The organism is Actinoallomurus acaciae (assembly GCF_042429965.1).
GTDB classification, from domain to species: domain Bacteria; phylum Actinomycetota; class Actinomycetes; order Streptosporangiales; family Streptosporangiaceae; genus Actinoallomurus; species Actinoallomurus acaciae.
In genome coordinates, this window is sequence record NZ_JBHLZP010000004.1 from 56,792 (window position 1) to 77,527 (window position 20,736).

The 20,736-nt window shown below is 71.4% G+C and carries 18 protein-coding genes and 1 pseudogene; 8 read left to right on the forward strand and 11 right to left on the reverse strand.

Features of this window, described 5'->3' with window-relative positions; genetic code table 11:
- Nucleotides 1–27: 27 nt before the first annotated feature.
- Nucleotides 28–1,635 carry a WXG100 family type VII secretion target gene (locus ACFFNX_RS01725; protein WP_378193935.1) on the reverse strand — a complete coding sequence of 536 codons (1,608 nt, stop codon included), beginning with the start codon at nt 1,633–1,635 and terminating at the stop codon, nt 28–30.
- A 356-nt stretch (nt 1,636–1,991) separates the two neighbouring features.
- Between ACFFNX_RS01725 and ACFFNX_RS01730 the strand changes: the two genes are divergently transcribed.
- Nucleotides 1,992–2,702 carry an HD domain-containing protein gene (locus ACFFNX_RS01730; RefSeq protein WP_378193938.1) on the forward strand — a complete coding sequence of 237 codons (711 nt, stop codon included), beginning with the start codon at nt 1,992–1,994 and terminating at the stop codon, nt 2,700–2,702.
- A gap of 52 nt (nt 2,703–2,754) precedes the next feature.
- Here ACFFNX_RS01730 and ACFFNX_RS01735 read toward each other — a convergent pair whose 3' ends face one another.
- On the reverse strand, nt 2,755–4,644 hold the full coding sequence (locus ACFFNX_RS01735) for an RNA polymerase sigma factor (protein WP_378193941.1): 1,890 nt from the start codon (nt 4,642–4,644) through the stop codon (nt 2,755–2,757).
- A gap of 266 nt (nt 4,645–4,910) precedes the next feature.
- Between ACFFNX_RS01735 and ACFFNX_RS01740 the strand changes: the two are divergent.
- Nucleotides 4,911–5,114, forward strand: a pseudogene (locus ACFFNX_RS01740) (RNA polymerase sigma factor); the annotation flags it as partial.
- 192 nt (nt 5,115–5,306) lie between these two features.
- Here the strand turns inward: ACFFNX_RS01740 and ACFFNX_RS01745 are convergent.
- Nucleotides 5,307–5,978: a hypothetical protein gene (locus tag ACFFNX_RS01745; RefSeq protein ID WP_378193944.1), complete on the reverse strand. Its 672-nt coding sequence runs from the start codon at nt 5,976–5,978 to the stop codon at nt 5,307–5,309.
- Nucleotides 5,979–6,044: 66 nt separating this feature from the next.
- Nucleotides 6,045–7,097: an aldo/keto reductase gene (locus ACFFNX_RS01750; protein WP_378193947.1), complete on the reverse strand. Its 1,053-nt coding sequence runs from the start codon at nt 7,095–7,097 to the stop codon at nt 6,045–6,047.
- A 120-nt stretch (nt 7,098–7,217) separates the two neighbouring features.
- On the opposite strand from ACFFNX_RS01750, the gene ACFFNX_RS01755 reads away from it, so the two are divergent.
- From ACFFNX_RS01755 to ACFFNX_RS01765, 3 genes are all read left to right on the forward strand, one after another.
- Nucleotides 7,218–7,829, forward strand: a complete 612-nt coding sequence (locus ACFFNX_RS01755) for a TetR/AcrR family transcriptional regulator (RefSeq protein ID WP_378193950.1) — start codon at nt 7,218–7,220, stop codon at nt 7,827–7,829.
- Nucleotides 7,830–7,874: 45 nt separating this feature from the next.
- A complete protein-coding gene (locus ACFFNX_RS01760; RefSeq protein WP_378193952.1) occupies nt 7,875–8,384 on the forward strand; it encodes a SigE family RNA polymerase sigma factor in 510 nt (169 codons plus the stop codon).
- A gap of 64 nt (nt 8,385–8,448) precedes the next feature.
- Nucleotides 8,449–9,111, forward strand: coding sequence for a hypothetical protein (locus ACFFNX_RS01765; RefSeq protein ID WP_378193955.1), 663 nt, complete (start codon nt 8,449–8,451; stop codon nt 9,109–9,111).
- A gap of 69 nt (nt 9,112–9,180) precedes the next feature.
- On the opposite strand, the gene argG is transcribed toward ACFFNX_RS01765, so the two are convergent.
- From argG to ACFFNX_RS01780, 3 genes are all read right to left on the reverse strand, one after another.
- Entirely contained in the window at nt 9,181–10,626 is a 1,446-nt protein-coding gene (gene argG / locus ACFFNX_RS01770) for an argininosuccinate synthase (protein ID WP_378193958.1), read from the reverse strand.
- Nucleotides 10,627–10,733: 107 nt separating this feature from the next.
- Nucleotides 10,734–11,903, reverse strand: a complete 1,170-nt coding sequence (locus ACFFNX_RS01775; RefSeq protein WP_378193961.1) for a helix-turn-helix domain-containing protein — start codon at nt 11,901–11,903, stop codon at nt 10,734–10,736.
- Nucleotides 11,904–11,997: 94 nt separating this feature from the next.
- A complete protein-coding gene (locus ACFFNX_RS01780; protein WP_378193964.1) occupies nt 11,998–12,594 on the reverse strand; it encodes a flavodoxin family protein in 597 nt (198 codons plus the stop codon).
- A 210-nt stretch (nt 12,595–12,804) separates the two neighbouring features.
- Between ACFFNX_RS01780 and ACFFNX_RS01785 the strand changes: the two genes are divergently transcribed.
- Both ACFFNX_RS01785 and ACFFNX_RS01790 read left to right on the forward strand, forming a co-directional pair.
- Nucleotides 12,805–13,602, forward strand: a complete 798-nt coding sequence (locus tag ACFFNX_RS01785; protein WP_378193967.1) for a hypothetical protein — start codon at nt 12,805–12,807, stop codon at nt 13,600–13,602.
- A gap of 181 nt (nt 13,603–13,783) precedes the next feature.
- Nucleotides 13,784–14,500 (forward strand): dienelactone hydrolase family protein, encoded by a 717-nt coding sequence (locus ACFFNX_RS01790; protein WP_378193970.1) that lies wholly within the window; start codon nt 13,784–13,786, stop codon nt 14,498–14,500.
- Here the strand turns inward: ACFFNX_RS01790 and ACFFNX_RS01795 are convergent.
- The 4 genes from ACFFNX_RS01795 to ACFFNX_RS01810 form a co-directional block, all read right to left on the reverse strand.
- Nucleotides 14,497–15,324 (reverse strand): Imm1 family immunity protein, encoded by an 828-nt coding sequence (locus tag ACFFNX_RS01795; protein ID WP_378193973.1) that lies wholly within the window; start codon nt 15,322–15,324, stop codon nt 14,497–14,499. The genes ACFFNX_RS01790 and ACFFNX_RS01795 overlap by 4 nt on opposite strands.
- A 180-nt stretch (nt 15,325–15,504) precedes the next feature.
- A complete protein-coding gene (locus ACFFNX_RS01800) occupies nt 15,505–16,641 on the reverse strand; it encodes an ARPP-2 domain-containing protein (protein ID WP_378193976.1) in 1,137 nt (378 codons plus the stop codon).
- Nucleotides 16,638–18,050: a hypothetical protein gene (locus ACFFNX_RS01805; RefSeq protein ID WP_378193978.1), complete on the reverse strand. Its 1,413-nt coding sequence runs from the start codon at nt 18,048–18,050 to the stop codon at nt 16,638–16,640. The genes ACFFNX_RS01800 and ACFFNX_RS01805 overlap by 4 nt, the downstream gene beginning before the upstream one ends.
- Before the next feature lie 204 nt (nt 18,051–18,254).
- Nucleotides 18,255–18,683 carry a hypothetical protein gene (locus tag ACFFNX_RS01810; protein WP_378193981.1) on the reverse strand — a complete coding sequence of 143 codons (429 nt, stop codon included), beginning with the start codon at nt 18,681–18,683 and terminating at the stop codon, nt 18,255–18,257.
- 233 nt (nt 18,684–18,916) lie between these two features.
- On the opposite strand from ACFFNX_RS01810, the gene ACFFNX_RS01815 reads away from it, so the two are divergent.
- Nucleotides 18,917–20,736 (forward strand): M6 family metalloprotease domain-containing protein (locus ACFFNX_RS01815; RefSeq protein ID WP_378193984.1); only part of this gene is annotated, 1,820 nt, incomplete at its 3' end.

Consider the following 20,736-nt stretch of genomic DNA (forward strand, 5'->3'; position numbering starts at 1 on the left):
TGGGGGCGGGACGGGCCTCGTGTGGGCTCAGCCGATCAGAGGCGGAGCCACGTCGTCGTCCGGGGCGAACGTGGACTCGTCCTCGACGATGTACGTCGAGCGCTGCCGTTCCCTGTCCTTGTCCCGGCCTCCGGCCGCGCCCATCGGCATCGGCATCCCGGACATGCCCCGGGCCGCGGCGTTGCGCAGAGCCGCCGCCTCGGCCGCATCCGGGGTGTTGAGCGCGTTGCCCAGACCGGAGTTCGGCGTGACCCCCTTGCCGCCGTCGCTCGCGACGTACGGCAGGCCGCCGCCGGGGAAGCCGGTACCAGTGCCGCCGAGACCGTTCGGCAGGCGGCTGCCGTCCGTCCCCGCCAGGTCCGTGCCGGTCCCGTTCGCGTTCCCGGTCCCGGTCCCGTTTCCGTCCAGGGGGTCGTCACCGTTCACGCCCGACAGATCGGTGCCGGACGGGCCGTTCGTCCCCGGGTAGTGGAGGCCGTCGTTGAACGCGGCGCCATTGACGCCCTGGTCGTTCAGGCCGGTGGGATCGTCGGTGTAGTACGGGTCGGAGGAGCCGCCCGAAGGGTGCGGGAGCGTGAACTCGACCTTCGTCGGCAGCTCGGGAAGGACGTAGTCCGTCGTCGAACGCGCCAGGCCGTCATGCGCATGCTCGCCTGTGGCGTTCATCCAGTCACGAGCCTTCTTGAGCGCGGCGTTGTAGTGCTTTTCGGAGTCGGTCTTGCGGTCTCCGATCAGAAACGGGCCCATGCCCCAGTTGTTGCCGAGAAAACCGTCCTTGAAGTGCTGCCAGTCGTTTCGTGCCGTCTGCTTTATCGCGCCGGCCTGCTTGACGAGTTCGTCGAGGTCTCCGGCGTGGGACTCGACCGCGACGCCCACCTGGCCCGTCGCGTCGGCCAGGGCGCAGCTGCTGAAGTAGAGATTCTTCATGCTCTGCTGCATCGCGTTGCCGGCCTTGCCCTTCCACGCGTCGGAGAGAGCGGAGCCCTGGGCGTAGAGCACGTCCCACGAGTCCATGAGCTTCGACTGGGCGCCCAGCCAGGCCTTGCTCGCCGCCCGTACGGCGCCCGGATCGACGCTCTTCGCCAGATCCCTGAAGTCCTCGAGCTCTCCGGCCCAGTGCCCCGTGGGACTCGTGCACGCGGGATCGGCGACCTGGAACGACGTCTCGGTCGGCGTCACGCCCGCTCCGGCGTTCGCCGGCTGCCCCGCCGTTCCCGTGCCGGTGCCGACGTCGATGAGGCTCGCGTCCTCGGCCTCGTTGTAGTTGGTGACCGAGTCGTTGAGAGTCTTGATCACCGCGTCGTAGGACTGCAGGAAATTCGCGTAGGACCCGGAGCCGTTCTTCGGCGCGATATACCCTTGAGCGTTCTTCAGGTAAGTCGCGAGTATTCTTCCGGCGGGGTATCCGGTCTTGTCGTCGAGGCCGCCACCGACCGCCTTGGCGTCGGTCACGTCACCCCTGTTCTGCAGGTCCTTGAGGTTCCCGTCGCCCTTGTCATAGCGTGCCCGGTCGACCTTCAGGGCGTTGATGACGGTACGTATGGGGCTGGGGTCGAACTCGATCTCCCCGTCTTTGGATTTCCCCCACGGCCACGTGCTGGGCCGGCCGAGATTGTGATCCGAATTCGGTGCCACGTCCCCTGAAACCTCCCCGTGCCGCCCGCTCGATCAAGCGCCGAACACCCGCCGAGGGTAAGAGGGTTCGTCGATCCCCGGTCGCCAATTCGCGCACCGGGGTTCGCCATTCAGCGCATGTTCGCTCTGGGGCGCCGGACCCGGAAAGTTCTTTTCCTGGGAACGTACCCCTGCGCCGGAGTCCTCACGGGCCGCCTGGCCGGGTTCGCGACGAGACCGCCGTCGCCGTCGCGGGTGGCGGGCACCGTACCGGCGCGGCCCTTCGGAACCCGGCGATCTCCCACGACGTCCCATTTCCACACGGGAGGGGTGACCGCTCCCAGGCGGGGAGCGCGCCACCGTGGGAGAGGAGCACGGTGCCCAGCTACCTGGAGACGCTGCCACTGCACACGATCACCGAGGTCTACGGCGAGGCCGGCCTGCGCGACCGGTTCTCCCGCGAAGTCGAACGGTTCGAAGAGCACGACTGGCGCCGCCTCAACAGGGCGCTGGCCCTGGCGAGCGACCTGCACCGGCAGGACCGCAGGGCCCGCGAACCGGTCGTCAACCATCTGCTCCGGGTGACACTGCGCGTGCTGTGCCACTACGAGGTCCACGACGTCGACGTCCTCGTCGCCGCCCTCCTGCACGACTCCGTCGAGGACCACCCCGCCGAGCTGGCGGGCGACGGTCACGACGATCCTTCGGCGGCGGCCCTGGAGGTCCTGTCGGAGGAGTTCGGCCCGCGCGTCGCCGGCCTCGTCCACGCCGTGACGAACCCGGAGTACGACCGCACGCGCGACGTCCACGCCCAGTACCGCGCCCACGTCATCGCCAGCCTGGACCGCCACCCGACCGCCCGGATCATCAAGGTGTCCGACTTCACCGACAACGGAGTCGGGCTCGTCCACACCACCGGGCCGAAGCTCCGCAAGCTCGCCTCGAAGTACCGCCCGCTCGTACCGGAGCTCAAGGAACTCATCAACCGCCGCGACACTCCGCTGCCGGATCGGATCAAGCGCCACATCACTGGTCAGCTCGACCGTGCCGATCAGCGTTTCACTGCGATTCTTCGTCTCGGTTCCTGAGGGTGGCCGTGTCGAGGGCGGGTAGTGCGGCGGCTGGTTGTGTTGGCGGGTGTTACCGCTGGGGGTTGTGTCGGCCGTCCGGAGCCACCGGGAAGCCTGGTCGGTCGGCACTGCCGCCGTCGGGGTGCCGAGGGCGCGGCCGAGCACACTGGGAGGTTCCGTCGCACGCCCGGTCGGGGTCGCGACGTCCTGCCGTCCCGTTGCCGGGCGCGGCGGTGCGATACGGCCTCGGCCTGTCGGGGCGTGTGGTCGGCCTGGCGGAGGAGGTCGGTTCCGCAGACGCGGTCGGCCTCGCGGGAGAGGTCGGCCCGGCCGACGGGGTCCGGTGCGGCTTCGGGGTCCGGTGCGGCTTGGGGGTCCGGTGGGGCCTCGGGCTCCGGCTGGGCTTCGGAGTGGAGGTTGCGGAGGCCGACTCGCTGGCAGAAGAGCTGCTGCTCGGGGTGGGTGTGGAGGGGCTGCTGGTCGGGGTGGGGGAGGCCGAGTCGCTGGCGGAGGGGCTGCTGCTCGGGGACGCCGTACTGGTGGGTGTGGGGGTGCAGGCGCTGCTGCTCGGAGTTGCCGAGCCCGAGTTACCGGCCGAGACGCTGCTGTGCGGGGACGCCGAGTGCGTGGATGTGGTGGTACCGGTCGGCGACGCGTCCGGGTCCGCGCTGGCCTCCCGGGGCGAGGACATCTGGTCACCCGACGGCGCCGGCTGGATCGGGCGGCTCGGGCGCGCGGTCTGGTGCACGATCGCGCTGGTCCGGTTCGCGTCGTGGGAGCCGGACCATGCGAGGGCCACGCCCGTCGCCGCGGCGACGCAGGCCACGACGCCCACGACGGGGATGATCCGCCGCCGTAGAGCCGGATCTCTCCGCTTGGCGTGCGTGCCGCGGCCGGGCGGTGGCTGCTCGCCGGTACTCGCGTTCCAGTCCTCGCCCGGCCCCGCACCCACGGACTCCAGGGCGACCGATGCGGGATCGGCGAACCCGGCTTCGGAGTACACGGGCTCGGTGAACCCGAGCTCGGCGAACCCAGGCTCGGAGTACACGGGCTCGGGCCGCGTGGGCTCGGGTGGCATGGGCTCGGGCCGCGTGGACTCAGGCGGCGTGGACTCAGGCGGCGTGGACTCGGCAGGCGTGGGCTCAGCGGGTGAGAGACCGGCGGGCGAGGGATCGGCGGGTCGGGATTCGCCGGGTTCGGGCTGATCTGGTCGCGTATCCGCGGAGGTCGCGTCGACCCGCCGCAGCGGCGCGGTGGCCGGCTCGTCCGGGGAGATCTTCGGGAACTGGTGGGTGGCATCGTCGGCCTGCGCGGAGAACGCCTCCGGTGGGAGTGGCGTCCCGTCGGTGTCGAACACCGCCGCACCGCCTCGCTCGCGTCGAGCCGCCGCGCACGAGGACAGCACCTGCTCCCGTTGTCCTGCCGGAGGTTCGTAGCCGAGTGTCACCAGCCGACGCAGGGCCTCGCCGCTCAGTGCGGCGAGGGGGGCGGCGTCTCGCGTCTCCCGGTCGTTCACCGAGGCGGCGGCCTGCTCCAAGCGCCACTGAGCCTCCCGTACGAGGGGCTCGGCGGTGTCCGGCGCCACGCCGAGGACCTGGGCGGTCTCCGCCGGGTCGAGAGTGTTCGACAGTGCCAGGATCTCGCGGTATTCGGGGCTCAGGAGGGCCAGCGCCCGTCGCAGTGGGTCGGTCGACGTCGTCGCCACGACGCCGCGCACGAAGGCGCCACGCCGTACGCACTCGGCCCGGGCGAGTGAGTGCAGCCACACCGCCAACTCCGTGTCGTCACCCGGTACGGCGTCCGGATGACGTGCGATCTGGACGAAGACGTCGCGCAGCGCGTCCCCCGCCTCGTCGCCGACCATGACATAGCAGTAGGCGTAGACCGCTCCGGCGTGCTCGTCGTAGAGCGCGCCGAACGCCTGCGGAGCACCCGCCCGTAGCGCTTCGGTCAGGGACACCGGCACCTCCGTCCCAACTAGATCGCCGCCATCCCGACAAAACACTCATAACGGCAGGAACTGGATACTACCGGTCGAACAACCCGAACAATAGTGCTGAGCAGGCACGATGCCGTCCGGCGAGGGCCCGCCGTACCCCCGTTCTCTCCGACAGCCCGACCCGTCGAAGACGCTTCCGCCCTCGGGCGCGGGACGCGTGGAGAACCTGGCCGCCACCACCTTCTTTCCGCCGACGGCCGTACCCCTGGCCGAAAACGCGACGCCGAATCTTCGAGCAGGTCCACGCGGCCTGTCATGACCCGGTCCTCGGGTACGTCCTGCGGCGCGCCGACAACGCTCATAACGCCGCGGACATTCTGGCCGAGACGTTCCTGCCCGCTTGGCGGCGGCTGGAGGACATGGCGCCCGGAGAGGCGGCGCGACCCTGGCCGTACGGGGCCGCGCGGCGCGTGCTGGCCGACCACCACCGACGAGGAGGTCGCCGGCATGGTGAGCACGCCGACCGAGAGCGACCTGGCCGAGCACATCATGAGCACCGCCGTCGAACCGACTCCGGCGCTCCCGGCGATCCATGTCCGGCGGCGCGTCCAGGGCCGGTCCGAAGCCTCGCCAGATGCCGCAGGTACCGGCTGGTCACCGATGGCGTCGCGCCCACATCGGCGTCATCGGCGGGCGGGTTCCAGGCCGAATCGGTTCGCCAGTCGGTGGGTGAGGTCGGCGATGGGGGTGCGGCCGTCGATCGTGATGACCTCCAGGCCGTGGGTTCCCGCCTGGAGGCGGACCTCGTCGTCCCAGAGGGTGTCGCGGGCGAGGCGTTTGGCCAGGACGGTCTCGAGGTCCTGGTCGCCCCAGTTGGCACGGGCGCGGGCCGGGTCGGCGTAGCGCCGCCCGAGAACTCTCGCTCGGAACTCGGGAGTGGGGACGAGGAACGCCGCGTGGTCGGATCGGTGCAGGAGCGGTGCCAGATGGCCGGGCAGGACACCGAAATAGTCGACCACGATGATGCGATCGGACGGCAGGGCGGCGAGGTCCTCGGCCACGAAGCCGACGGTCTCTCCGTGCAGGCTCGCCATGGCCTGGAAGATCTCCCGCGGCGAGCGGTCCGCCCACATCGAGCCCGGCGGTCTGTTCCACGCCGCGTGCATGTGCGGGTGGCGGTCGGGTGTGCAGCGTGCCGACCAGCGGTGTTCGGCGCGGTCGCCGTCGTAGACCCGGACGCCGTACCGCTGCGCCAAGGCCGCGGCCACCGTGCTCTTGCCCGCTCCCGTCCCGCCCGCGATCCAGCGGACGTGGGTGAGCGCGTCGAGCCGTGCCTCGCCGTTCCTGCGGTCCATGGTGGCCTCCGTCGGGGCCGAACGTCGTTCCCCGGCCGGGTCCCGCCGCCCGGCGTGAGGGCACGGTCAGATTACGGGTACGGGGTGGCGCCGGATGCGACCGGCGTCGCCGCCGAGGATCGCGGGAAGCGCCGCCCTGGCCGACTCGTGCGGGACGCCGAGCGCGACGGCGCTGACCCGGTCGAGGCGGTCGTACTGCTCGTCGGTCAGGTCGAGGTCGAGCGCCTTCAGGTACTCGTCGAGCTGGGCGGGTGTTCGCGGGCCGATGACCGGGATGAGAGGCGTGGCGGCGCGGGCGGCGCGGCCGCGCAGCCACGCCACCGACACCTGCGCGGCGGTGGCGCCGCTCTCCTCGGCGACGGCGAGGACGGCGTCGAGTACGGCGGTTCGCTGTTCATCGTCCTCGATGCGTACGCCGACACCCCGGGTGGTCAGGCGGCCCTCGTCGCCGCGTCGGTACTTGCCGGTGAGCAGACCTCCGGCCAGCGGGGAGTACAGGGCGGCGCCCAGGCCGAACGCCTCGGCCATCGGCAGCAGTTCGCGGTCGCCGGTGCGTTCGGCGAGGCTGTACTCGGCCTGCAGGCCGATGATCGGTGCCCGGTCGTGTAGCTCGGCGACCGTCGCGGCGGTCGCGATCCGCCATGCCGGGAAGTTGGACAGGCCGCCGTGGAGGATCTTTCCGGCGCGGATCAGGTCGTCGAAGGCGGCGACGATCTCCTCGACCGGCGTGAGGGCGTCGGGCAGGTGGACCCAGTAGAGGTCGACATAGTCGGTGCGCAGCCGTTTCAGGCTCGCCTCCAGCGAACGGACCATGGTCTTGCGGCTGTTGCCGGTCTCGCCGACCCGGTTGTGGCCGGCGGCGCCGCACGTGTATTTGGTCGCGAGCACGAAGTGGTCGCGGTCGGGGCCGAGCAGTTCGCCCAGCAGGGTCTCGGCCTGCCCGCCCTGGTAACGGTCGGCGCTGTCGATGAACGTGCCGCCCGCCTCGGCGAACGTCTCGAAGATCTCCCGTGATCGCTCCGGTCCGGCGCCGGTGGCCGCGGGGCCGAAGTTGGCGGTGCCGAGCGCGTACTCCGAGACACGCAGGCCGGTGCGCCGGCCGAAGGTCGTGTAGTGCATGAGCCGGGTCCTCCTTCACTGGGCAACAAACCGGAATCAGATTCCGGCAAGCATACCGGAATCTGATTCCGATAAGCTCGGGCCGCAGGCCGGACCGACGCGCACCGGAGGAGGATCGGGATGGACACATCGGACTCGGCGGCGTCCGGCAGACCGCTGCGCGCGCACGCCCTGCGCAACCGCAACGCGCTCCTGACCGCGGCGCGCGAGGCGTTCACCGCCGGCGAGGTGAACGTGCGCATCGAGGAGATCGCCCGCCGGGCGGGCGTCGGTGTCGGCACGCTCTACCGCCACTTCGAGACCCGCGAGGCCCTCATCGAGGCCGTGTACCGCGAGCGCGTGGACGACCTGTGCGCCACGGCGCCGCACCTGCTCGCCACGCTCACGCCGTACGAGGCGCTCCGCGCGTTCCTGGAGCAGCTCATCGCCCACGCGGCCGAAAGCCGGGGCATGGCGGTCGCCCTCCAGACGCTCATGGACGGCCGGTCGGCGGTCTTCGCGCAGGCCAGAACGGACATGGTCGAAGCGATCGCCACGCTCATGACCGCCGCGGCGAAGGCCGGCGCGATCCGCGCCGACATCGCGCCGCGCACCTTCTTCCTGGCCATGGGCGGCATCTGCTCCTCCCACGACCAGCCCGGCTGGGAGGCCGAGTCGCACACCGTCGTACGCCTGCTGCTCGACGGGCTGCGCTACACCGGCCGGGACGACGAGACCGGGCCGCCGCCGTAGAACCTTTTCGCCGTCGCGTTCCGTCTAGGCCGTGAGGAGGTACACATGATCCGAACGGCCCGGGACCGTGAGTTCTCGGATTTCGTCGGTGCGAGCCGGGTGAGTCTGCTCCGCACCGCCTGCATGCTGACGGCGGGCGACCGGTTCCTCGCCGAGGACGTCGTCCAGACGGCGCTGGCGAAGGTGTACGTCGCCTGGCCGCGGATCCGGGAGAGCGCCGAGGCGTACACCCGCAGGGCGGTCGTCTCGGCGTTCCTGGACGAGACGCGGCGACCGTGGTGGCGGCGGGAGAAGGCGACCGGCGAGGTGCCCGACGCGGCCGTGTCCGGTGACGCGTTCGGCGACGTCGACGGGCAGCTCGACGGCGGAGCGGTGCGCCGGGCGCTCGCGGAGCTGCCGCCGCGGATGCGGGCCGTGGTCGTGCTCCGCCACGAGCTCGACCTCAGCATCGAGGACACCGCCTCGGCTCTGGGCTGCGCGAAGGGGACGGTCAAGAGCATGAACGCCAAGGCCCTGGACCGGCTGCGCGCCTCCCTGGTCACCGCGCCGTCCTGATCCGCTCCGTCCCCAGCCGACCTGTCGACTCGGCGCCGGCCGAGTCGGCCCGAAAGGATTCTTGATGAACGACGTGCGTTCCCTTCTGTCCGAGGCCGTCCCGCAGGACCTCCGCACCTCCCACCCCTGGCCGGACGCCGAGCCCGACATCGCCCGCGGCCGCGCCCTGCTGGTGCGGCGCCGCCGCCGTTCCGCCCTCGCCGGGGGAACCGGCGTGGTCGCCGTGGGCGTCGCCGGTGCCCTCCTGCTGACGGGCACGTCCGCGGACCACTCCACTCCGGCCGCGGGCCCGGCCTCCTCGGCGACGAGAAGCGTCGCCCTGGTCGCGTACGAGGGTGCGCAGCCGAAGGGCTACACCCTCCGGACGATCCCGCAGGGCTGGGAGGTCGCGTCCGCGGACGACATGACCCTGGTCCTGCACCGGGCCGGTACGCCCACGGGCGGCACGTGGGATGACAAGCTCGTGGTCTCGGGCGACCTCAACCCGTTCCCCAGGTCCGGCGATCAGGCGGTCGAGGTCAACGGGCACAAGGGATGGTTCTTCGGCCACAAGGGCGTGGGCTACTCGGTCACTCTCATCTTCCAGACCGGCCGGCGCGCCCCCGGGGGGAGTCCGCTGAACGTCCTGGTCCAGTTGCCGCACTCGCTCAACTGGAACGTCACGACCATGGTGAGGTTCGCCTCGGGCATCACTGTGGCGGACGGCGCCCGCGGCGCCGTCGGCTGACCCCCTCCGACGATGCCCGGGTTCCCGCGCCCCCGAGGCGCGGGAACCCGGTGGCCCTCGCGGGAGGGGTCAGTCGTTGCCGGACTCCAGGGCGGCGTGGTCGAGCAGCTCGTCGCCCGGGACCTCGCCGCGGGAGGCGATCGCCTCGGCACCGCCCTTGGGCATCGCGCCGATCAGGCCCGTCGAGGCCGCCTGGGCGGCGCCGATCAGCATCGGGTGCTGGCTGCCGACCATGCCGAGTCCGGCGTACTGCTCGAGCTTGGCGCGTGAGTCGGCGATGTCGAGGTTGCGCATGGTCAGCTGGCCGATGCGGTCCACCGGGCCGAAGGCGGAGTCCTCGGTGCGCTCCATGGAGAGCTTGTCCGGGTGGTAGCTGAACGCCGGTCCGGAGGTGTCCAGGATGGAGTAGTCCTCGCCGCGCCGCAGCCGCAGGGTCACCTCGCCGGTGACCGCCGTGCCGACCCAGCGCTGCAGCGACTCACGCAGCATGAGCGCCTGCGGGTCCAGCCAGCGGCCCTCGTACATCAGCCGGCCCAGCCGCCGGCCCTCGTTGTGGTAGCTGGCGAGGGTGTCCTCGTTGTGGATCGCGTTGACCAGCCGCTCGTACGCCGCGTGCAGCAACGCCATGCCCGGGGCCTCGTAGACGCCCCGGCTCTTGGCCTCGATGACGCGGTTCTCGATCTGGTCGGACATGCCCATACCGTGCCGGCCGCCGATGGCGTTGGCCTCCAGCACCAGGTCGACGGCCGAGGAGAACTCCTTGCCGTTGATCGTGACCGGCCGCCCCTGCTCGAAGCCGACCGTGACGTCCTCGGTGGGGATCTCGACGGCGGGGTCCCAGAACCGCACGCCCATGATCGGCTCGACGATCTCGATGCCCGCGTCGAGGTGTTCGAGCGCCTTGGCCTCGTGGGTCGCGCCCCAGATGTTCGCGTCGGTGGAGTAGGCCTTCGCCGTGCTGTCCCGGTAGGGCAGGCCGCGGGCGAGCAGCCACTCCGACATCTCCGTACGGCCGCCGAGCTCGCTGACGAAGTCGGCGTCGAGCCACGGCTTGTAGACCCGCAGCAGGGGGTTGGCGAGCAGGCCGTAGCGGTAGAACCGCTCGATGTCGTTGCCCTTGAAGGTCGAGCCGTCACCCCAGATCTGCACGTCGTCCTCGAGCATCGCGCGGACCAGCAGCGTGCCCGTGACGGCCCGGCCGAGCGGGGTGGTGTTGAAGTAGGCGCGGCCGCCGGAGCGGATGTGGAACGCTCCGCAGGCCAGGGCCGCGAGGCCCTCCTCCACGAGAGCCGCCCGGCAGTCGACCAGCCGGCCGACCTCCGCGCCGTACGCGGTGGCGCGCCCGGGCACAGAGGCGATGTCGGGCTCGTCGTACTGCCCGATGTCGGCGGTATAGGTGCACGGCACGGCACCCTTCTCGCGCATCCACGCGACCGCTACCGATGTGTCGAGGCCGCCGGAGAAGGCGATCCCGACACGTTCGCCGACAGGCAGAGAGGTCAGCACCTTGGACATGAGTAGAAGTATGCACACTAATGCATGATCATGCAACGTCGGGTTGTCAATGATCTCACCATGTGGTCTCCGTCGCTCGCGGGGCCGATCGGCCGCGTCCGTGGAAACTAGCCTTCGAGGGCGACCTCTCGTGCCATGCGGCGCAGGTCGGGGGAGACGTGGGCCATCTCCTCGACCAGCTCACCGACCAGGGCGTACGCGGGGCCGTGGTCGCAGAACGACCGGCGGGACAGGCTCTCGGCCTCTTGCAGGGTCGACTCGGCCGCCCGGAGGTCCATGAGCTGCGCCTGGGCCTGGGCCACGTCGAGCAGGTGACGGCCGTACATCGCGCGCGGGAGGTCCTCCCGGCGCACGGTGCCGGCCGCCTGCAGGGCCAGGCCGGGCTCCCGCAGGAGCGTGTACGCGTGCGTGGCGTGCATCGCCACCTCCGACGGGCCGAACCGCACGTGGTAGTCGAGGTGTTCGCGGTCGAAGCGGCCCGCCGCCGAGCGGGCCAGGCCGACGTAGTCGCTCACCGCGCCCGCTCGCGTGGTCGTGCCCGCGGCGGCCATCGCGGTCAGGATCAGGTTCCCCCACACCGTCAGGCGGCGGAGTTCGGCGGCGCCCAGCGGCGGCTCGGTGTCCTCGGCGATCCGTACGGCGTGGTCCTCACAGAGCCGGATGAGGTTCTGGTGCAGGAGCGCCGAGCAGTACGAGCCGTGCAGCGCCGTCCATCGGAGCGGGTCGTCGCCGCTCTCGGCGGCCTGGATCGCCTCCTGCGCCGCCAGCGCCGCGAGGTCGGTCTCGCCCAGGCTGGACAGCAGGCGTGCGGCCAGATGATGCGCGTCGGCGAGCGGCGACGCCGCCCGCGTGCCCAGGCCGTGGTACGCGAGACGCGTCTCGCCGATCAGACCCGGAAGCCGCGTCGCCACCCGCGGCAGGTCGCCCGACCAGTACGCGCGCCACGCGCCGTCGACGGCATGGCGCAGTTCGCCGAGGTCGGGATCCTCGCCCGCGTCGTCCGGATCCATGCCGGGCGTGGACTCCGGCGCGGTCACGGCGTCGCGTACGGCGCCGTCCTCGTGGCGGGCCCCGCCGAGCAGGCCGGACAGCTCCGTCCTCAGCGCGCCGGCGAGCCTCATCAGCCAGGTGACACGGGCGGTCTGCCGGCGTCCGTGCTCCAGCTTCTCGATCACATCGGTGTTCACCCCGGACCGGTCCGCCAGCTCTCCCCGGGTCATGGAACGCTCATGCCGGAGCAGCTTCAGCCGGTCGCCGAGGGTCGTGGTGTCGGACACGATCACTGCACCCCCCTGCAGCCGTGCTAGAACCCACGTTACGGTCCGGGCTCCGGGGTTGACCAGCGGCCTCGATGCCGGTTCACCTGCGCGTTCACCCCGACGGCCGGGTGCTCACGGGGCTGAAGAACCCCTCCGCCGCCGCCAGCGCGTCCGCGTCGGCGAGGATGTCGCCGGGCCGGTTGGCGTACCCGACCAGCTCGCCGCCCCACCGCATGCCGAGGTAGTCGGCGGTGAGCCGGAGAGTGCCCAGGAGGGGATCGGCCTTGGCCGGGTCCTCCTCACTGATCACTGTGATCGCCCACATGGTCCGGCCCCTCATCCGGGCCTTGAAGTCGACGCCGGGGACGCGCAACCACGGCGACCAGTAGTCGAGGTAGAGCTTGGTGGCGGCCGAGACGCTGTACCAGTAGAGCGGGGAGGCGATCACCACGTCGGTCGCCTCGACCGTGGCGTCCAGCAGAAGCCGCTGATTGCCGGTCGGCTCGGCGTAGCCGGGACCGCCGGCGTGCCGGACGTCCTCGAACGCGGGCAGCGGCAGGTCGTCGAGCCGCACCCACCGCTGTTCGACCTCGGCGGGCAGCCGCGCCGCCGCCTGCCGGGCCAGCGCCTCGGTGTTGCCCTCCGTACGGGAGCTTCCCAGCACGAACAGGAACCTTCGCGCGGCGGCATCGGGCTGATCAAGGGACATGTCGTCTCCTCGCGAGTCGCGGACTTCCCGGGGTGATCATCGTCAACCGGCGGGCGGGCGCGCTGATTCCGCCGGCCACGTACGGCGCCGGTTCGGCCATGGGGCGGTACTGATCGTCATCGGACCTGGCAAAAGGGCCTGCGGCGTGGCCGTACCGCGCTTCGGCGGGTGATGACGTCGGTCTCCGAGACATACTTACAAGGAGCTCAGATGATCAAGTCGCTCGGCAGACGCGCGGTGACCGTCACGACGGCCCTCGCGGTCGGGGGTCTCGGCGTCGTCGTGGGGCAGGTGCCCGCCCAGGCCTCCGCCTTCACCGCCGCCTTCACCTGCAACATCGGCAACCTCGGCCAGACCGCCGCCGTCCTCAGCGGATGGCTCGCCTCGCCCGGGACCACGTTCAGCGGCCCGGCCCGGTTCCGCCTGCACATCTCAAGCCTGAACCTTCAGGCGCCGCTTCCCATCTCGTCCTGGAGCGGGACGGCATGGATCAACGTACGGGGCGCGGAGCACTCGACCTTCCAGGTCACCGGGTTCGGCGGGGCCGTGCCGGCCCAGGGCGCGCTCGCCGGCGAAATGGTCGGCGACTGGGCGCCGGCCATCGGCGGTACCGACCTGCTGAGCGTCGGCGGCATCGAGCTCACCGCCAACAGCGCCGAGGCCGGCAACGTGCCGGTGCAGTGCGTTCCCAATGACGCCGCGGTGGCCGAGGTCTTGAACGTCGCCTCGCCGTACCAGGGGACCTGGGTCCGCCCGGCCGTCCCGCTCTTCCACATCGGCGGCTGGTACCACCGGGGCATGGCGCTGCACCGCCCCGTGTGGGCCAGGCCGGGCCGTCCGGGCTGGAACAGGCCGGTCATCCCGGTCCGTCCCGGCGGCTGGAACCGCCCGGTCCACCCGGGAGGGGGCTGGAACCGGCCCGGCGCTCCGATCCACTCAGGAGGCGGCTGGAACCGGCCCAGCGCTCCGATCCACCACGGTGGCGCCGGTATGCCGCACCACCACTAGGACGCGAGTCGGAAGGGGCGGGCGCATGGCGTCCGCCCCTTCTTCATTGAGACGGAACCGCAATTAATAATTGCTAGCAGAATTGAATTAATTGTGGTACGATAAAGCGAGATAGATGCTTTTAAGTGTTAATCTTCGCCGTATGTCGAATTCTCCCTCAAAAGCCACTTCCAGCGCCATCGTGGCCCGCGATCTGCCGTACGCCGACGGAGACGTCCGGCTGCACGGCCGGTTCTTCCGGGACGAGACGCACGACACCCCTCGGCCCGGCGTCCTCCTCATTCACGGCGGCGCCGGCCTCGACGACCACGCCCGTGACCAGGCGCGACGGTACGCGGAACTGGGATACGCCGTACTCGCCTGCGACATGTTCGGCGAAGGCGTCAGGGGCGACCGGGAGCGGACCATCGCCACGATCATGGCGATGCGCGACGACCCCGGCCGTCTCGTACGGCGGGCTCAGGCCGGGCTCGACGCCCTCGCCCAGTGCCCCGAAACCGGAGCGGGCCGAGCCGCCGTCGGTTTCTGCTTCGGCGGAATGGCCGCGCTGACACTCGCGCGGTCGGGAGCCGACCTCGCCGGCGCGGTCAGCGTGCACGGCAGCCTCGCGACCACCCGGCCCGCCGGGACCGGAGCCGTCAAGGCGAAGATCCTCGTCTGCCACGGTGCCGTGGACCCGCATGTGCCCATGGACGACGTGGTGGCCTTCGCCGAGGAGATGACCAACGCCGACGCCGACTGGCAACTCGCCGTCTACGGCCGCGCGCGGCACGGCTTCACCCACCGGGACGCGGCACCGGGCTCGGACGGCGTCGCCTACGACCAACCCGCCGACGAACGCTCGTTCGCCGCCATCGGTACGTTCCTGGCCGAAGCGCTGAACCCCGGGAGAGGCTAGCGCGCCTCACCGGACCGGATCTCCTCCACCCGGGACGGCGGTGGCTCCGTGTCGTTCCAGCTCAGGCAGGTCGGTCGTCGTCCCGTCTCGACGTACTCGCGGGCGGCGCGGATCGCGGCCGCCGGGGTGACGCGGGCGCGCTCCGGCGGGATGGTGACCGGCGGGCGCTTCGGGTGTTCCTCGACGACCAGCGGCTCGTCCGGGTCGATGCCGGACTCCACGCCAGCGCTGCCCTGCCAGGAGACGGCGGCCCGGCCCGCGGACGTGTCGATGTAGATCCGCAGTGGCGCCTGCTCGCGTTCGCCCTTGCCGAAGCGGATCGCGACCCCACGGGGCCCGCCGGCGAGGAGGCGGTCCGCGGCCTCCCCGATGACGCTTTCGGCCGTACCGGCGTCGGCGACCTCCCGTGACCTCGTGCCCCACCAGCCCATGAACGGCCTCTCCTCCGGGGCCTCGGGCTCCTCCGGGCGCTCGGGCCGCGAGACCGCGCTGCCCTTCTCCCCGCTCCGGCGGTGCGAGGTCGTCACCGCCGGGCGCTCGCCGGCCTGGACGCTCGGCGCCTGGCCGAGGCGGTTCAAGAAGACGGGGAGCTCGCCCGCGACCCAGCCGAACAGCCCGGTGATCTCGGCCAGGCGTTCCTGCGCTAGAAGCAGCGACCGCAGGGCCTCCGCCGCCTGAGGATCACGTGAGGCGGTGAGTGCGTCGGTCAGGCGCCGCGCCGCCGAGTCGAGGAGTTCGCCGGCCTCCTCGACGGACTCGCGCGCCTGCGCCGAGAGCTCCATCACGCCGACGACCTGTTGCCGGACTTCGCCTGCTATCGACACGATCCATCTCCCACTGCGGCGTCGTCACGTACGTCCCACCACGGGGTCATCGAGAAACCTGACATGGACGGCTTCGCGGAATCGCCCGCCGAGGCGAGGCGGTCCGCAGGCACGCAGGCACTGGGACGGGCTCCATTCCGGGTCGTCTTGCCCGGCGGTCTCGGTGCCGGGCAAGGATGCTCAGCCGGCGCGGCGGCGGGCGCGGTAGCGGTCGCGGACGTCCTGGCGGAGCAGGTGGGCGAAGCCCGCGTTCTCGATGCGGCGGCCGAGTTCGGGTTCGGTCACGCCGAGGGCGGCGGCGGTGCCGGACAGGCTCCAGGCGTTCGCGGCGAGGACGGTCAGCAGGTGGCCTCGGCGAACCTGGTTCTCCGACAGCCGGAACGTCTTCAGGTACGCCACCCGGCCGCTCTCGTCGTTGATCATTTCGCCGATGTGGTTGTCGCGTCGTCGTTCGAACGGCGGCAGGAAGCGGGACAGCCGGTACGGGCCCAGGTCGTACACGCGTTCGTAGGTGTAGCTCGCGTCCAGCAGTCCGCCCGCCATGACGCCGTCGTGGAAGGCCGTCCACTCCTCCTGCTGCCGGGTGGCCTCGGCGCGCAGGTCCGCGAGCGAGCGTACGTTCGCGTCCGGGATGCGGGCGCGGAAGTCGGGCACCGGCAGGCTCAGCATCGCGTAGTGGTAGATCAGCTCGCCGTACAGGTCGAGGAGCAGAGTCTCGTGCAGGGCGCGGTAGTCGGCGGGGTGCGGTACGACGAACGCGGAGGCGAGGGCGTCCGCGACGTACACGAGCAGGCCGCACTGGCCGGCGTGGATCTCGAAGACGCGGAGGGCGTCGTCCAGGCCTCGCACCGTCGCGCCGGTGTAGGCCTCCTCGACGCGAGGCGAGAGCCCGTGGCTGATCGCGCGCTGCGACCACTCCGCCCACGCGATCTCCGGTCCGCCGAAGTGCAGCGCCAGGAATCCCTCCAGCGCCAGGTGCAGCGGCAGGAACCGCAGGCGGTTCTTGTCCACGCGGCGTGCCATGCGCCGGTGGAACCGCAACGTCATCCGGTCGGGCGTGCGCGTCCGCTCGGCCGGGCCGAGGAGCTGGGTCCCGTACGCCGCCGCCGGGGCGTGATCCCACGTGGCCACGTACCCGTGAGGGATGTAGGAGTAATAGGTGCTCCGCGGGTCGACCGTGACGACGCCGAAGTGGGCGTCGTAGAGCCGGACGTCGAGCCGCAGATCCTCGATCGGCGTCTCGCGGACCAGCGGAACGAGCCGTACGCCGCCCCAGACCTGCGCCGGACGGGTGGTGAGGCCGGTCAGCTCGATCACTCGTGCTCCCCGAGGAAGGCCGCGACGCGGCGGTCGAGGTGGGCGCGGAGCGCGGGCAGCCCGGTGCGTCCCTCCGCGAACCCGGCCAGCTCCATCAGGGCGGCCAGGTCCTCGGCGTCGCGGATGCCCGCGGTCGGGACGGTGGGGGCCAGCCGCCGTACGTCGAAGTCGTCGACGTCATAGACGGGGTTGAGGTGCACGACGCCGCAGGTGCGGCCGGGGTCCAGCCGGGTGCGCCAGACCCGCAGCACCTCTCCGGCCAGGCCCGGCGGCGCGTTGTCCCAACCGTCCGAGACGATGACGAGCCGCTCGGGGCCGCGGTCGAGCCCGTCGAGGATGCGTTCGCCGAGCGGCGTCGCGCCGTACGGGTAGGTCAGCAGCGCGTCGTCGCGGCCCGACAGCCACAGCGGCGTGTAGTCGCCGGCGAGCGCCTCCAGCAGGAAGTGGCACGCGAGCGCGACCGCGAGAGGGCGGCGGCGCTTGGTGCCCGACCCGTAGGCCGAGAAGCTGTCGTCGAGGACGGCGACCACCCGGCCCCAGCGCCCGGCCTGATCCCCGGCGGTACGCCGGGCGGACGCGCGCAGCGCCCCGGTCAGCTCGCCGCGGCGGCGCGCCCGCTCGTCCAGAGAGAGGCCGAGCACGTAGGAGGCCAGACGGGTGAGCGGCATGGTCGTCAGGTCCGCCCGTACGGCGCCGGCTCCGCGCTCTCGCGCGGACGCCTGCAGGCGCAGCCGCTCCAGCCGGGTGAGCCGGGGTGCGATCCGCTCCAGGAAGACGGCTCGCGGGATCCGGTGCTTGGCCGCGAACCCCTCCGCCACGGTGTACGGCAGGTCGTAGAGCGCGGTCTGGTCGTAGGGGGCCCGCCGCCGGGACTCCAGGATCGGCGTCCGGTAGACGGACGGCCGGTGGAGGGTGAACAGGAACGGTCCGAGTTCGCCGTCCGGCCGCAGGTGCGCGTGGCGTACGGCCTCCTTCATGGCACCGCGGTACTTGACCGCGTCGAACGCCGGGTCGGGGCGCGCGGCGAGCCAGTCCCGCATGATCGCCCGGGTACGGCGGTTGTTGACCTTCGCGCGGCGCAGTTCGCGGAACAGGGCGTACACGCGCGGGGGCGGCAGCAGTTCCAGTCGCCGCGCGATGAGACGGCCCTCGGACCGCCGTCGCTCCACGTCCGTCTCGGCCGCCGTGACCAGGAGGTTCCGCACGATCAGCGCGGCGTTGTGGTCGTTGATGTCGAGAGCCAGCGTGGCCGCGTACAGGTCGCGGTAGTTGACGAGCAGGTAGCGGTGCAGGAAGTCGAGCGAGAGGCTCTGTTCCTCCGCGCCGGAGTGGAACTCGCGCTGGCCCGTCGAGGTGATCGCCGCGTTGACGAACATCAGGACGTCGTCCGCGGCGATCAGATCCGCCACCGTCTCGATCGGAATTCCCCCCTCAGGCATGAAGCCGGCCGGGGAGTGGGGGCACGAGCTGCGAATCATCGCTTAACAGGCGGGTTCCGGAAGTCGCACCGGAGTCCCGCGGCCGGCTTCCGTACGGTAGCACCGGCATACCGGTCCACACCGCTCATTTCCGGCCGCCTGACGGCCGTCGGGAAAGGTCAGCGTCTCCAGCGGTCAGCGTCTCCGGCGGTCGGCGACCGCGCCGGCAAGCAGGTCCAGGCCGATGCCCAGCATCCACACGTCCTTGCTGACGCCGATGCCCGCCTGGCTCGGCCAGATGCTGCCGGGCTTGCGGAGCGCGGGGGTGCGCGCGTACAGGGTGACCAGGCCGGCGGAGAAGCCGGTGAGGGCGGCGCCGGCCAGGGCCGGCGGGACGACCGGGGCGAGCAGCGCCGTGCCCGTGGCGATCTCCACGGCCGAGAGCAGGCGCTGGAACCGGCGCGGCGGGACGCTCTTCAGGAACGGGAACGCGTTCGAGGCCATCGTGTGGAGGCCGGACGCCTGCTCCTCGCCTCCGTTCCAGTGCTCCAGCCCGCTGTGCAGAAGGTACGCGCCGGTGGTCACCCGGCCCGGCACGGTCCTCGCCCTCATCGGAGGTGTCATCCGGTGCCTCCTCGCTGATCAGGTCCCCCACCTGGACGTTAACCCTTGTCGCCGGACTCTCCGCAGGTGGGGTGCCACGCGCCCGGGGCGGGAAATCGTCTCTGGCGCGAACGAGGCACTCGGGAGATCATCGATCGTCCGTTCCGCCGCGGAGTCCGCCGAGCCCCCTGCCACCCCCTCGTGTTCCCCGCGGGAACGGCACCGCCCCTGGCCTCGATGAAAGAGGACGTCACATGGGTAGATCCGTGAGGACTCGCCGGCGCCGGTGGGAGGCGCTGTGCGCGGTGTTCGCCGTGACACTGGCCTTGCTGTCCGCGACCTCCGCCGCGGCGGCGACCGCCGCGCCCCGACCCGAGCCGACCGCCAACCCCTGGCAGATGCGGCAGTGGCCCCAGACGCAGCCGTGGCAGCGGAGCCAGGCGCAGCGCGCCGTCGCGCCGAACACGCCGCGTCCGATCGACCCGCAGAACTACGAGCTGCCGGACACGATGACCTGGGACGACTACAAGGCGATCCCGAACACCCACTGGAACGACCCCGCCGAGAAGGGCTCGATCAAGAACTTCAAGGGCGCGCTCGTCCTGGTCGACTACCCCAACGTGTCGTTCGTCATCAGCCGGCCGAAGAACTCCACGATCTACGGCAACCCCACGTCGGTGAGTGACGTGCCACGCGACCAGGTGCCGCGGTTCTACCAGGACTTCCTCAACACCCCGAGCGACCTCAACCGCGGGCACACCATCAACGAGTACTGGATGGAGGACTCCGGCGGCCGCTACGGCATCGACCTGGGCGCGTTCGGCCCGTACCGGATGCCCGGCAAGAGCCACGAGTACGGCGTCGAGTCCAGCTTCCAGGGAACCATGGGCTGCCCGGCGGGCGACACCTGCAACCGCGACTTCCGCACGGACGCCCGTGCCGCGTGGATCGCGGACGTCGGCGCGGACGTCGCCGCGCAGTACGACTTCGTGTTCTTCCTCAGCGCGGGCCAGGACGAGTCGTCGACCTGGCAGGAGTTCGGGCAGATGAAGTTCAACACCCGCGAGGACGTCACCGACGACTGGGGACCGCCGGACCCGGCGCTGCCCAACTGGAACAAGACCCGGTACGTCGACTGGACCTCCTGGCAGGCCGCGTCCAACATCTGGCCGAACGCCGCCTCGGGCAGCTCCATCCAGGCCGAGAGCTCGGGCATGGGCACCTTCGCCCACGAGTTCAGCCACATCCTCGGCATCGGCGACAACTACAACAACCCGTACTCGGTGCCGCCACGGCGGGACTACTCCGGACCGTGGGACATGCTCAGCCGGGGCACGTTCAACGGGCCCGGCGGCCCGCACAGCCGCTGGCTGGTGCCGGCCACCGCCGGCAGTTCGATGGGCGCCCAGCACATGCTCCGCGAGAAGATGAAGCTCGGCATCGTCGACCCGGCCGGCGTGCTGAACGTGTCCCGTGCCGGCCTCGCCCAGTCGGGCGTCGTGGTGGCCAAGGTCAAGGCGCGTGAGGTGCAGATGAAGTCCGGTGAGCTCGCGGGCGTCAACGTGGTGATGAACGGCGGCGACCACGACCCCGCCTGTGACGTCTCGACCGATCCGCTCTGCGACGGCGGCGGGTATGACAACTACACCGTCGAGGTCGTCGACCGGATGGGCTACGACTCGTTCACGCCGGACAGCGGCGTGCTGCTGTCCAAGACCAAGGACCGCGACGCGGCGCCGTTCATCTGGGTCATCGACGCGCACCCGGAGGACATCGACAAGGTCGACTTCGTGCTGCCGAACGGCACCCCGCAGAAGATGACGATCGGCGACTACCGGCAGCTCTCCGACGCGCTGTTCCACGCCGGGGCCGACTCGGGGAGCCAGTACGAGTACGTCGACCAGGCCAACCGGCTGCACTTCTACGTGCTGGACCTGAAGCGCGACAAGTCCGGCGTGCTGTCGTACACCGTCGCGATCCGCTCGCTGGACGGGGCCGGTGCGCAGCGCCGCGGCGTACGGCTGGCGCCGGGCGCCGGGGTCGCCGCTCCGCAGCGGGGCTGGGCCAGGTGCAC